This window comes from Gammaproteobacteria bacterium (ex Lamellibrachia satsuma) (genome assembly GCA_019623805.1).
GTDB lineage: Bacteria > Pseudomonadota > Gammaproteobacteria > Chromatiales > Chromatiaceae > QGON01.
Window position 1 is genome coordinate 2,136,607 of record CP053680.1, and the last position, 13,256, is coordinate 2,149,862.

Here is a 13,256-nt window from a genome sequence, read left to right on the forward strand (position 1 = left end):
GACCTCCCACCAGAAATTGCATGCTGCCGAAGAGGAGCTGCGACAGCAAAACGAAGAGCTCGAACTCAGGGGGATGGAGTGTGTGGTCGAGCTGAGAGCGTCAAACCAGCGTTTGAGAAAGAAGCTCATAGAACTGGAGCAGGCCGAAGCGGCAGTTGAAGAGCAGCTTCGGTTCGAAACCCTGCTCTCTCAACTCTCGACTCGGTTCCTGAATCTGCCGCCCGGTGAGGTGGACCTACAGATCGAGCAGGGGCTGAAATGCATCGCAGACTCTTTGCAGGTGGATCAAAGCGCCCTGTTCGAGTTCTCGGAAGGCAGAACCCACTTTCGCGCCACCCACACGTGGACGGCCCCGGGGTGCGAGCCAGCCCCGGCATGGGTTGCGACTAACCAATTGCCCTGGGCTGCCGAGAAGATGCTCCTCGGCGAAATGATCCTGTTTTCGAAAAGTGACGATCTGCCCGCCGAAGCAACGCGTGACCAAGAGTATCTACGAAAGTACGGCCCCAAGTCGGCGGTGGCAATCCCGCTGGCGGTGGCCGGTTCCGTTATCGGAGCGGTCACCTTTGCTTCCTTTCGCACAGAGCGCCCCTGGGCCGACGGGGTGGTTCAACAATTGCGGCTGGTAGGGGAGATATTTTCCAATGCACTAAGCCGCAAGCAGGCCGACGAGTCGCTGCAGAAGGCGTTTTTGGAGATCCAGACGCTCCAGCAGCAACTCCAGGTGGAAAACGTCTATCTGCGTGAAGAGGTCAAGGGAGAGCACAACGTCGACGGGATCATCGGCCAAAGTGAGGTCCTCAAGTCCGTCCTCTTCCGGGCGGAGCAAGTCGCCTCCTCCGACACGACCGTCCTGCTGCTCGGTGAGACCGGGGTAGGCAAGGAGCTTGTCGCCCGGGCCATTCACCAGTGGAGTCCCCGCAAAGCCCGGCCCCTGGTCAAAGTGAACTGCGCGTCCTTGCCGGCGAACCTGATCGAAAGCGAACTCTTTGGTCACGAAAAAGGCGCTTTTACCGGGGCCGAAGCCAAACGGGCGGGGCGGTTCGAAGTGGCCGACGGCGGAACCCTGTTTCTGGACGAGATCGGCGAGCTGCCACTGGAACTCCAGAGCAAGCTGCTGCGGGTGCTCCAGGACGGTGAGTTCGAGCGGCTGGGCAGTTCACGGACGATCCCGGTGAACGTCCGGGTCATCACCGCGACCAATCGAGAGCTGGAGGAAGAGGTTCGCAGCGGCCGGTTTCGGAAAGATCTCTACTACCGGTTGCAGGTGTTTCCGATCACCGTGCCGCCACTCAGGGAGCGTCGGGAGGACATCCCCCTGCTGGTGGGCGCCTTTGTCGAGAAGCTTGCCCACAAATCGGGCAAATCCATTGACACCGTACCGACCAGAGCGATGGAGGCCCTGCAACGCTACCCCTGGCCCGGCAACGTCCGCGAGCTGCAGAACGTGATCGAACGGGCGGTGATCAACACCCAAGGTCCCCGTCTTCGCCTGATGGACACGCTGGGTGTACCCGAGGTGTCCCCCTGTCCCCGGACCCTCGCCGAGTCCGAAGCCTGCTGCATCGTCAGGGCGCTCGAAGTGACCCACTGGAAGATCGAGGGGGAAAGCGGGGCCGCCAAGGCCTTGGGTGTCCCTCCCAGTACCCTACGAAAACGCATGCAAAAACACGGTATTCACCGCCCGCCAAAACCCTGAGCCAGGTGTAAGACTCCGGCAAACCCACCACCCCATAGCGTGGGATCCACCCCATAGGGTGGGTTGCGCCCCCGCATCGACCAGCCTCCCTGAGCTTCTCTTCCCGATAGAAACCAAACGAAATTAGAACGTTATCCAGGTTATTACCCATCATGTCATCTTTGGCCTGCAACTTGCTTTGACTTTACGTAACCAGAGAGAGTCAACGGGAGAAACGAGTACGAGGTGCCTGTGGGGAACGCCTAGCATTCATAGTGTGCCTCGCGATGAGAAGCACACCGGTCACGATAACGATAAGGAGAAAAACGATGAAAACAAAAAAATAACTTTTGCGGGCTCATGTTGGGGCTTGCTGTGATGGTGGGCGGAGTCTCGGCGGCATATGCCGCTGGGCCGATTGTGAATATTGACTTCCAGTCTGGAGGTAGCACCTACACTGGATTGGGGGTGTTGGGCAGCGGCTCAGATACTTTATGGAACCCGGCCGGCCCTTCTGGCAGTGGTGGCACCAACCTGCTCTATGCAGACGGATCGGGATCTAGCGGGATTTCAGTTACCACGACGCATGGGGCCAGTTTTGCCAACGGCTCACAGCCGAACCCTCTGCTTATTGATTGGATTTACACCTTTAATCTGCAGGAAACGATTACGATTTCCGGACTCGCCGCAAACTCAACCTATGATATTGCATTCTACGACGGCTTTTATTGGGCGGATTTCACAATTTCGGCGCAACCGGGATTAATAGCACAGGTCAAGCCTGCTGGGGCTGTAAGCGCACCTCCGTTCCCGATGGCAGCTTACGGGGTTCTTAGTGGCGCTATATCGGATGGAAGCGGGATAATAACCATTACCGCAAATGCCGTTCCTGGAGGCTTCTACGGTGTGGCATCGACAATCGCCGGTATGCAGATTTTGCAAACAAATATCATCACCGACACAGACGGAGATGGCATTTCAGATGATGACGAAACGAATATTTACGGCACCGACCCTAACAATGCGGACTCAGATAACGATGGTCTAAATGACGGGGACGAGTTGGGCGCGGGTACCGATCCGCTCAATCCGGATACCGATGGTGACGGTCTATCCGATGGCTCCGATCCAGATCCGAACACTTTTAATGACGCTGATGGAGATGGCCTGGGAGACGGCATGGAACTCTTGCTAGGAACTGATCCGAACAATGCGGACTCCGATGGTGACGGTCTATTGGACGGTACCGAAGTTGATCCTGCTACAGGAACTGATCCGTTGAATCCAGATAGTGATGGTGATGGCGTCTCAGATGGGGACGAAGTCAATGGCTTGGGTACGAACCCAAATAACCCTGATAGTGATGGTGTTGATGACGCGGTAGACCCTCTTCCGAATGATCCCGGAGTGACCAGCGGGTACACCGAAGATTGGCTACGCATGATTAGCGCAGACGCATTGGCGTATGATCTCAGCGTGATCGATGCAAAGAACAACAACGCTGCGAAGGGAAGACGAAACGCACTTTCCAATAAGCTTAATTCCGCAGCAAATGCGATCAGTGCTGGAAACTATGAGGATGCAATAGACAGTCTGACGAGCCTCCTGCAAAAGCTGGATGATGACAACAACCCGAAAGACTGGATGCTTCCGACTCCCGAAAAAACTCAGCTTAGAAGTGACGTTGAGCAACTGACGTGGTCCAATGGACAGGTACACCCCAGTTAAGCATCATTGACTTAACTGAGGTAGAAAAATGAAAGAACGAAAGAAATATTCGAAGGAATTCAAGCTAGACGCGGTCAGTCTGGTTCTTGAGCAGGAATATACTCGAAGGGAAGCAGCAAACAGTCTGGGCATCAATGCCCAAATGCTGGGGCGCTGGGTGAAAGAACATCAGGCAGAAGATGGGCAGGCATTTCGAGGCAATGGCAAGTTGAGTTCTGAACAGGAAGAAATCAGGAAGCTCAAGGCTCAGGTTAAACGCCTTGAGATGGAGAAAGAAATCTTAAAAAAAGCAACGGTATTCTTTGCAGCAGAAACGAAGTGAAATATTCGTTCATCACCCAGCATAAGAATGCCTATCCAATCAGCTTGCAATGTCAGGTTTTGGGTGTGAGTCGTAATGGTTACTACCAGTATCAAAGGGGCTTGGGTAACAGGCCAGACCGAATACATCAGGAGATGCTGGAGTGGGTTGAGGATATCGCCAAGAGTTCAGACTACACTTATGGCAGTCGCAGAATGAAAAAAGCCTTGAATGTCCTGGGCTATCCGGTGAGTCGGAATAAGGCAAGGAAGTTAATGCGTGAAGCCAATGTACAGGCGCGTCAGCGCAGGAAATATAAGGTTACGACAAACAGTAACCACCAGCAGTCGGTTTTTAACAACCTGCTCAAGCGAGAGTTTGCTGTGGCCCAGCCCGATCATGTCTATGCGGCGGACGTGACTTATGTATGGACCCAGGAAGGCTGGTTATACCTGGCGGTAGTGATAGACCTGTATTCACGTAAAGTGGTCGGCTGGAGCATGAGTTCCCGGATGAAGGCAAAGCTGGTCTGTGATGCATTGCAAATGGCGATCTGGCGACGTCGACCGAAGGGCGGATTGATTCACCACTCAGATCGTGGTTCTCAATATGCCAGCAAGGCTTTTCGGCGGTTACTCAAAGCCCATGATATCAATGGCAGTATGAGCAGGAAGGGTGACTGCTGGGATAATGCTGTAGTGGAAAGCTTCTTTGGCAGCCTCAAGCAGGAACGGGTGCATTGGAGAAGCTACCAGACACGTTACGAAGCCCAGCAGGACATATTGGAATATATTTCCATGTTTTATAATAGTACGCGGCTGCATTCATACCTGGATTATATGAGTCCGAATGATTTTGAGCAGCAAATGATGGCGCAGAAAAAAGCGGCTTAACTGGGTGTAACAAAATCCTTGACCACGTCAACGTATCACTTCGCTACTGCTAGCGTAGTCACCACTTTTGACCGCCATACGAACTTCCTGGGCAATTTCTGGGGTCAGGGCGATGCTGAGTTTTTCGACTGTGGCCATGGGTTGCCTCTGGGGTGTGGTAAGAATAAATACTACTTAGTAGTATAACCTATAGCTTGGATACGAAAACAACAGACAACAATAGGGGACGCACCACAGTTTTTTTGCTGTCTGGTAACTCGCTGCCAACACAGTAGCTTGAGATCTCGCCTTACGGTCGAGATGACAATCGAGCAATAAATCTGACCTTCCAACTGGCTCTGACCAGATGACCTAAACTCTACTTAGGTCATCATTGGTCAGAGATTCATGCAAGATCTCCATGGTTTTCTGCGGTGCCCGCGGGAGGAGGCGGCCAAAGAGCAACCCAAGGTCCGTATTCGCCACTGGGGTGAATATGTCGATGTCATGCCTGAAAATCAGGCAGCAAGACAGGCTAACCGTTGCATGGATTGCGGCACACCTTACTGCCACCACTACTGCCCGGTGCATAACATCATCCCCGAGTGGAACACGTTGGTGGAGAGCCGGGACTGGCGCCATGCCTACGATCAGTTGGATACGACCAACAGCTTTCCTGAGATCACCGGGCGTCTCTGCCCCGCCCCCTGTGAAAACGCCTGTACCCTCAGTCTCGCCCAATTCCCGGTCACGATAAAAAATATTGAGCTGGCGATTGCAGAGCGCGCCTGGTCGTCCGGTTGGGTGCAGCCGCAGCCCAGCGAAAATAAGCGGGATCAACGGGTGTCGGTCATCGGCTCAGGCCCTGCGGGCTTGGCCTGTGCCCAGCAGTTGGCGCGTGCGGGTTACATGGTGACGGTCTTTGAAAAGGCAGATCGCATCGGCGGTCTGTTGCGCTACGGCATCCCCGATTTCCGGCTCGACAAGCGGATCGTGGATCGTCGTTTGCAACAGCTCGAAGCCGAGGGTGTCTCTTTCCGCACGGGGGTCCATGTTGGCGTTTCGATGGCTGTGCCGGAGCTGCAGCAGTCGTCGGATGCAATGGTATTGGCTTGTGGTTCGGCTCAACCTCGCGAGGTGGTTGTTCCTGGTCGTGAGTTGCGGGGTATTCACTATGCTCTCGACTTTCTCTCACAGCAGAACCGGCGGGTTGCGGGGGATGAAATAGCCCCGGCATCTGAGATTGACGCCAGAGACCAGTCGGTGGTGGTGATTGGTGGTGGAGATACCGGCAGCGATTGTCTGGGTACGGCAATTCGGCAGGGGGCGAAAGTGGTGACTCAGGTGCAGTACCATGACCGCCCTTCAAAAGATGCGGATGTGCTGGAGCACTGGCCGCAACCGGTGCCGCAAGCGGGCGAAACGGATACAGAGGCAGAGGGTGCGGAGCGTATCTGGGGTTGGGATACCTGCAGTTTTGAGGGGAGTGGCGGTGGTATAAACCGTGTATCGATGCAGCGTCTGTTGTGGATTCAACAGGCGGATGGCAGTTGGTCGAAGCAGCCGCTTCCAAATCAGCAGCAACAGATGTCGGCCGGACTTGTATTGCTGGCGATGGGGTATGCCCATCCCGTGCATGCGGGGCTGCTGGAGTATTTAAGGGTCGCATTCGATCACCGTGGTAACGTGGCTGCGGATGAGCAGGACTATCAGACCAGTGTCAGGGGGGTGTTCGCCTGCGGTGATGTGCGCCGGGGACAGTCTTTAGTGGTGTGGGCGATCCGCGAAGGGCGGCAGTGTGCGCGGGCGGTGGATATCTGGCTTTCGGGATCGAGTGATCTGCCGGGCATATGATGTTTCGCTATTGGCACAGATGCTCGGACAAGGAGCGGCGTCAGCCAGAGTGTTTTTTGGGTTACGCTGCGCTAACCCAACCTACATGGAAGGTAATTTCCTGCAGGAGATGAACTAAAATTAAAGTAGGGATGATGGAGACCCCCGAGGTTTGGGGTTGCTCCAAAGCCAGTGAGTTGGCGTTGATAACAGCGATGTCCTGCCCGGTCTCGTTTCCTCACAGCCGTTACATCGAGACCGGAGAGGTTTGTCGAACCTTTTTAGGAGGTTGTCATGAAAGTCTTTATGTTAATGGCTGGTAGCGGTCCGTTGATGATTCTCACCTCTCACACCTCGATAGAAGAGCCTGAGATGTTGGAAAAACTCGCAAGTAAAGGCATCGATAAGTTTCTTGCCTATGAAGTGCCTTTTGATCTGGCCAAGGCGCGTTACGGTGGTCACTTCACCGTAGTGGCCAATGATCTGCACGAAACCGATGATCTGAGGGTGCTGGACTACAATGGTGAACGGGCATTCCGTCTCTTTACCTTTGCTGAACTGGGGCCGGTAATGATGCACGAGTCGATGGAGGAGAAGCAGGCGGCGTAAGATCGTGTTTAGGGGCGTGCCGGAGCCGAAGTAAAATTTGACTCCGGCCCTCCATGCGATAAGGGGCTAGACGGGAGAAACGTGGCTGTCGAGCTGTTTCAGCTGTGACAGAGTTGCCCCTTTGGTTGCCCTGTTGTCGATGGGGTCCAGAGGCTTGCTGAAGCGTCCTTTGGTCGGCAGTACCACCAGTTCGATGGTGGTTCCATCCGCCTGGAAACGAAAACCGGGTATCGTCTGCTTAGAGCCATCGCCAAACTTCATTCTCCATTGGCTCTCATCCCAGGGGATGTGCAGGTCCGAGAGGGCAAAGATCACCTCTTCCGGGGTGTCGGCAAAGAGGTGCAGGCGGATTGGGCTGTTCCGATCGGCAGTGCCGTCAAAAACCGGGCCGACCAGCAGTGGTTTGAAGCTGGCAAGTGCGCCCATGGCTTCCATAGCGAGACTGCGCAGATGTTGCAGTGCTGTCGCCTGATCCTCTCCACGAAACAGACGCTGTTGCTCCCGCAAGGCGCTTTCGATCTCATCTCGATTGGGCATCAGGCGTCTGTCGCCTAGGCCAAGCCGGTCGGCTGCCTTTTGGCAGGCGTAGTTGTAATCTCCTGAACGCAGTTCGGTGAGGATACGGGCCGCTTCGTAGGCGATACGGCGCTGGGATTCCCGGTTATTTGCTTTCATGTCTATTGCGGTTGGTGGCGCCGATGAGAATCAAGTTGATACCCTGTTCGTCATGCTTTGTGGCATATTGAGGACTCTGCTGTCTGAGATCTCTCCCTGCGTTCGAGATGACAAGGGAGTGGCTGGCCAAAATGCCTTAGAAAGGATCCTCTTCCGGGGCGGGGGCATCCAGATTCTCCGTTTCCGGAAGGCTGGATGCCCCGTTCTCCTGCTTGGGGATCTCAGGGGCGTATTTCTCGCGAAAGACCTCAAAGATTGCACCCTTGTGACCGGCGTTCACCGGCTTGCCGGTCTTTTCGTCGATGCGCATGGTCACCATGCCCTCAGGCATCTCCAGAGGCACTTCTTCAGTGTCCTCCAGTCCGGTGCGCATGAAATGGATCCAGGCGGGCAGGGCGGCGCGTCCCCCGACTTCGCCTCTGCCAAGAGGCTGAAAATCATCGAATCCGACCCAGGCGATGGCTACCAGGTTGCGGTTGAAGCCGTTGAACCAGGCGTCACGCTGATCGTTGGTGGTGCCGGTTTTACCCGCGATGTCCTTGCGGCCGAGCGCGCGGGCCTTGCGGGCGGTGCCACGCTGGACCACGTCGCGCATCATGGAGCTCATCAGGTAGTGGTTTTGTGGCGTGATGACTTGCTCTGCGCAGCGGATCTCCGCTTCGACGGTTGGCTCTGCAGCCACTTCAGCTGTTTCAGTGGGTTCTTCCGGCGCAGCGGAGGGTGGCGGCTCTTCGCAAACCTGCAGCGGGTTGGCCTGAAAGATGGTCTCGCGGTGGTCGTCGTCGATACGAACGATGAAGAAGGGCTCGATGTGGTAGCCACCATTGGCCAGCACTGAATAACCCTCCGCCATCTGTAGCGGGGCGATTGCGCCGCTGCCAAGTGCCAGTGAGAGATCGCGGGGCAGTTTACCCTTGTCGAAACCGAAACGGGTGACATACTCCAGGGTTGGCTTGATGCCCATCGCCCGCAGGAGGCGAATGGAGACCAGGTTACGGGATTTTGTCAGGGCGTAGCGCAGACGGGTGGGACCGAAAAATTTGCCGCTGTAGTTCTCAGGACGCCAGGATGCCTCCAGCGCCGGGTCATCGAATACCACCGGTGCGTCGTTGATCAGGCTGGCGGGCGTGTATCCGGCTTCCAGGGCGGCGGAGTAGATGAAGGCCTTGAAGCCGGAGCCGGGTTGACGCTTGGCCTGGGTGATGCGGTTGAACTTGCTGAGGTAGAAGTCGTAGCCACCGACCAGCGCAAGAATGGCACCGTTGTCAGGATCGACCGAGACCAGCGCTCCGGCTGCCTTGGGGATCTGCGCCAGGCGCCAGTAGGGTTCGCCCTCTTTTGGTGTTTCGCGGTGGATTCTGATCAGATCTCCCGCTTGGAGAATATCGGCGGCGGTTTTGGGTTCAGGGCCCTGGTGATCCGGGTCCTTGAACTGCCGGGCCCAGGAGAGGCCCTGCCAAGTCAGTGTAATCTGCTGCTCAGGCCCCAGGTAGAGCCCGGCGTTTTGCCCATCGGTGCTAAGCACCACGGCTCCCTGCAGATCTGGAACAATCTTCTGCTCCCTGAGAAGTTTGTCCATGAGCGCTGGGTCTGGGGTTTCCCCCAGGTCGAAATGTGCCTCGGCACCACGGTAGCCGTGCCGCTTGTCGTAGGCATGCAGTGCCTGGCGAACGCCTGCATTGGCGCTCTCCTGCAGTCGGCTGTCGATGGTGGTATGGATGGTATAGCCATCAGTGTAGGCGGTGTTGCCGAATCGCCTGACCGCTTCTGCGCGCACCATCTCGGCGATATAGGGCGCCTCGACCTCACTCATGGCCCGATGCAGGGTCGCAGTCACAGGGGTGGCTTTAGCGGCATCGTGGTCGGCGCGGGAGATAACATCCAGCGTCAGCATCCGTCCCAGGACGTAATCTCGGCGTACCAGGGCGCGGCTCGGATTGGTCACAGGATTGTAGCGGGAGGGGGCTTTTGGCAGGCCCGCGATCATTGCGATCTCAGAAAGCTCAAGTTTTCCTACCGGCCTGCCGTAATAGACTAAAGAGGCGGCACCAACACCGTAGGAACGGTGCCCGAGATAGATCTTGTTGAGGTAGAGTTCCAGTATCTCCTCTTTGCTGAGTTCGCGTTCGATCTTCAGTGCAAGAAAGATTTCGTTGAGTTTGCGTGTGAAGGTTTTTTTGTTACTGAGAAAGAAGTTTCTCGCCACCTGCATGGTGATGGTACTGCCGCCCTGGCGGCGTTTGCCGGTAAGCAGCAGTTGGCCGGCGGCACGAAGGATGCCTTGATAGTCGACGCCGGGATGTTCGAAAAATCGGTCATCCTCGGCGGCGAGAAAGGCCTGTATCATGCGTTCGGGAATCTCGTCGTATTTGAGGGGCTCCCGGCGTTTTTCGCCAAATTCGGCGATCAGCTTGTGATCGCGACTGTAGACGTGCAAGGGAACCTGGAGTTTGACATCCTGCAGAATATCGGTGGATGGCAGGTCGGGTTCCAGGTAGAGATAGGCGGCACCAATGCCGCCCAAACCGAGCAAAAAGAGCCCAATGAACAGGAATAAAGAGATTTTTATGAGTCGGGACAACAACTTCATGCGCTGGTTCACAGAAAAGGTTGGCCCTCAGGGACCAGAATGAATCGGTGTGAGATCCTATATTAGCAAATTTACGAGAAGGTTTATTGTAGCAGGTTGCAAAAAATGGCTTCACAAAAAAATCATTTACTGCTATATAGTTACTTACTCAAGTTAAAGAGATTCCTCGTTTTTTGCGGCATGAAAGGAGAGTTCTGAAAACCGCATGTTTTTCTTCGGACGAAAAAATCCGCCCCTGATAGGCATAGACATCAGTTCGACAACGATCAAGCTGCTTGAGTTGTCGAAGAATGTCGGGCGCACAGGTGCGATGTATCGGGTGGAAGCCTATGGCGTGGAGCCACTGCCACCGAATGCGGTGGTGGAAAAGAATATCGCTGATGTCGATGCGGTAGGGGAAGCTATCCGGGCAGTGGTCAATCGCTCGGGCACCCGTGCCAAACAGGTCGCGGTTGCGGTTTCCGGCTCTGCAGTAATCACCAAGGTCATCTCCATGCCGTCCGCCCTGTCGGACCAGGATATGGAGAGCCAGATCCAGCTTGAGGCGGACCAATATATCCCCTACCCACTGGAAGAGGTGAATATAGACTTTGAGGTGCTGGGTCCTTCCGACAAGAACCCCGAGCTGGTCGATGTTCTGCTCGCAGCCTCTCGAAGCGAGAATGTGGATGACCGGGTCGCGGCGATGGAGCTGGCAGGACTGAATGCCGCAATCGTCGACGTTGAGGCCTATGCGATGGAGAACGCCTGCACCCAGCTGGTGGACCAGTTGCCGGAGCGGGGCGTCGACCAGACCATTGCGGTGGCGGATATCGGGGCCACCACCACTACCCTCAATGTCTTGCACAACAACAAGATCATCTACACCCGTGAACAGAATTTTGGTGGCCGTCAGCTGACCGAGGAGATCCAGCGTCGCTATGGACTCTCTCTCGAAGAGGCAGGTATGGCCAAGCGGCAGGGCGGCCTGCCGGATAATTATGTGCCGGAAGTGCTGGAGCCGTTCAAAGAGGCGATGGTCCAGCAGGTCAGTCGCTCCCTGCAGTTTTTCTTCTCCTCCAGCGCCTTCAGCAGTGTTGAACACATCGTGTTGGCAGGGGGGAGTTCCTCCATCCCTGGAGTCGACGAGTTGACCGAAGAGAAGTTGGGTACGCCGGCGTCTGTGGCGAATCCCTTCGCCAATATGTCGGTGTCATCCAAAGTGAAACCACAGGCACTGAGTGCCGATGCACCGGCGTTGATGATTGCATGCGGTCTGGCCTTGAGGAGCTTTGACTGATGGCGCGTATTAATCTTCTGCCATGGCGCGAAGCCGAACGCACAAAGCGCAAACGCGAATTTGGTTTTATGATTCTCGGCGGAGTCATTGTCACTATCGCCGCCATCTTCTTCATGCACATGCATATGGAGAGCCTGATCTCGGCGCAGAATCGCCGCAATGCCTATCTGCAGCAGGAGATCGATGTGGTCAAGCAGCAGATCAGAGAGATCAGGAATCTGGGCAAGACCAAAGCCGGCCTGTTGGCGCGCATGGATATCATTCAGCAGTTGCAGAGCAGCCGTCCCCAGATCGTGCATCTGTTCGATGAACTTGTTGCCACGCTGCCCGATGGCGTCCATTTAACGAGCGTTAAACAAAGTGGGGCGTTGGTGTCGGTAGCGGGACGGGCTCAGTCGAACGCCCGGGTTTCTGCTTATATGCGCAACATTGAACGTTCGGAATGGCTGGGTAATCCCCGTCTCGATGTTATCGAGAACAAGGAGGCCACCGGTACCGGGATGAGTCACTTCAAACTCACTGCGAAGCAGCTTGCGAGTGGCGGGGAGGCGACGCCGTGAATCTGCAGGATCTGAACGAACTCGATTTTAACAACATCGGCGTCTGGCCGGGACCGGTTAAGTTTGTGCTGATGCTCATTGTCTGCGCGCTGGTTGGTGTTGGTGGTTACTACCTGGATACAGAAAAGCAGTTTAAGCAACTCGAAAGAGTGGAGATGAAAGAGGTTGAATTACGCAGAACCTTTCAGGAGAAACAGGCAAAAGCCGCCAATCTGGATGCGTATAAGAAGCAGTTGGAAGAGATGAAGCAGTCGTTTGGCGCCATGCTTCGGCAACTGCCCAACAAGACAGAAGTGGCCGAGCTGCTGGTTGATGTTTCCCAAACAGGTTTGGCCTCCGGTCTTGAATTTGAGTTGTTCAAACCACAGGGAGAAGTCCCCAGAGAATTTTATGCGGAGCTGCCGATAAAGCTGACCGTCACTGGTCAGTATCATGAGTTTGGCGATTTTATCAGCGGTCTTGCCGCACTTCCGCGCATTGTCACCATTCACGATATCAATATCAGTCCGAAAAAATCCAAGCGTGGCAAAAGCGATGGACTGGTGTTGCAGGCGACTGCCAAGACCTATCGCTACCTGGATGAGGAGGGTGAGCAATGAGTCGCATCAGTAAAGTGCTCTGGATGCTCGCCTGTGTGCTGCCGGTGCTGTTTGTCGTGGGTTGTGCCAAGCCACAGATCAATGATCTGAAGAAGTTTGTGGCGAAAGAGAAAGCGGCAAGCCCGTCGCAGATTGAGCCGATTCCAGAGATCCGCCAGATCGAGACTTTTCTCTACGATCATCAAGACAGGCGCGATCCCTTTGCACCCTCTTCGGAGCAGCCGTCTGCAGAGCGAACCGTCGTTGATAGCGGGATAGCTCCCGATTTCAATCGGCGCAAAGAGGAGCTTGAATCCTACTCTCTCGATACCCTTCGAATGGTTGGTACCCTGGAGCAGAATGAGATTGCCTGGGCCTTGGTGCAGACGAGGGAGGGCACTATTCACAGGGTGCGTAGTGGTAACCACATGGGCCGTAATTACGGGCGGATAACACAAATTTCGGAAGAGAAGATCGGCTTGACCGAAATTGTGCAGGATGGGTTGGGCGGCTATCGTGAACGCCCGGCATCGCTTGCGTTGACAGAATAGTT

At 55.3% G+C, this 13,256-nt stretch carries 11 protein-coding genes and 1 pseudogene; 9 read left to right on the forward strand and 3 right to left on the reverse strand.

Annotation, left to right across the window (positions count from 1 at the left end):
* Window positions 1–529: 529 nt before the first annotated feature.
* The 3 genes from HPY30_09195 (at window position 530) to HPY30_09205 (ending at window position 4,600) form a co-directional block, all read left to right on the forward strand.
* Complete coding sequence (locus HPY30_09195; protein ID QYZ67980.1) at window positions 530–1,699, forward strand: sigma 54-interacting transcriptional regulator; 1,170 nt, start codon at window positions 530–532, stop codon at window positions 1,697–1,699.
* Window positions 1,700–2,038: 339 nt separating this feature from the next.
* Complete coding sequence (locus HPY30_09200; protein QYZ66150.1) at window positions 2,039–3,406, forward strand: hypothetical protein; 1,368 nt, start codon at window positions 2,039–2,041, stop codon at window positions 3,404–3,406.
* 28 nt (window positions 3,407–3,434) lie between these two features.
* Window positions 3,435–4,600, forward strand: a protein-coding gene (locus tag HPY30_09205; GenBank protein ID QYZ66151.1) for an IS3 family transposase whose coding sequence is annotated in 2 segments (ribosomal slippage) — window positions 3,435–3,696 and window positions 3,696–4,600 — 1,167 coding nt in all. Because the reading frame shifts where the segments join, the coding sequence is not laid out codon by codon here.
* A gap of 30 nt (window positions 4,601–4,630) precedes the next feature.
* On the opposite strand, the pseudogene HPY30_09210 reads toward HPY30_09205, so the two are convergent.
* Window positions 4,631–4,738: pseudogene (locus tag HPY30_09210) on the reverse strand (type II toxin-antitoxin system ParD family antitoxin).
* Between the two features lie 249 nt (window positions 4,739–4,987).
* Here HPY30_09210 and HPY30_09215 point away from each other — a divergent pair.
* A complete protein-coding gene (locus tag HPY30_09215) occupies window positions 4,988–6,433 on the forward strand; it encodes a glutamate synthase subunit beta (protein QYZ66152.1) in 1,446 nt (481 codons plus the stop codon).
* Window positions 6,434–6,706: 273 nt separating this feature from the next.
* On the forward strand, window positions 6,707–7,021 hold the full coding sequence (locus HPY30_09220; protein QYZ66153.1) for a hypothetical protein: 315 nt from the start codon (window positions 6,707–6,709) through the stop codon (window positions 7,019–7,021).
* 66 nt (window positions 7,022–7,087) lie between these two features.
* Here the strand turns inward: HPY30_09220 and HPY30_09225 are convergent, their stop codons facing one another.
* Entirely contained in the window at window positions 7,088–7,696 is a 609-nt protein-coding gene (locus HPY30_09225) for a hypothetical protein (GenBank protein ID QYZ66154.1), read from the reverse strand.
* A 136-nt stretch (window positions 7,697–7,832) separates the two neighbouring features.
* The gene (locus HPY30_09230; protein ID QYZ66155.1) at window positions 7,833–10,286 is read right to left on the reverse strand and encodes a penicillin-binding protein 1A; all 2,454 of its coding nucleotides are present in this window, start codon (window positions 10,284–10,286) and stop codon (window positions 7,833–7,835) included.
* A gap of 205 nt (window positions 10,287–10,491) precedes the next feature.
* On the opposite strand from HPY30_09230, the gene HPY30_09235 reads away from it, so the two are divergent.
* From HPY30_09235 to HPY30_09250, 4 genes are read left to right on the forward strand one after another with little or no spacing between them, the layout of a single operon-like run.
* Window positions 10,492–11,565 (forward strand): pilus assembly protein PilM, encoded by a 1,074-nt coding sequence (locus tag HPY30_09235; protein ID QYZ66156.1) that lies wholly within the window; start codon window positions 10,492–10,494, stop codon window positions 11,563–11,565.
* On the forward strand, window positions 11,565–12,125 hold the full coding sequence (locus HPY30_09240; protein QYZ66157.1) for a PilN domain-containing protein: 561 nt from the start codon (window positions 11,565–11,567) through the stop codon (window positions 12,123–12,125). Before HPY30_09235 ends, HPY30_09240 begins: the two co-directional genes overlap by 1 nt.
* Window positions 12,122–12,724, forward strand: a complete 603-nt coding sequence (locus HPY30_09245) for a type 4a pilus biogenesis protein PilO (protein ID QYZ66158.1) — start codon at window positions 12,122–12,124, stop codon at window positions 12,722–12,724. Before HPY30_09240 ends, HPY30_09245 begins: the two co-directional genes overlap by 4 nt.
* Entirely contained in the window at window positions 12,721–13,254 is a 534-nt protein-coding gene (locus tag HPY30_09250) for a pilus assembly protein PilP (GenBank protein ID QYZ66159.1), read from the forward strand. Before HPY30_09245 ends, HPY30_09250 begins: the two co-directional genes overlap by 4 nt.
* Window positions 13,255–13,256 lie beyond the last annotated feature (2 nt).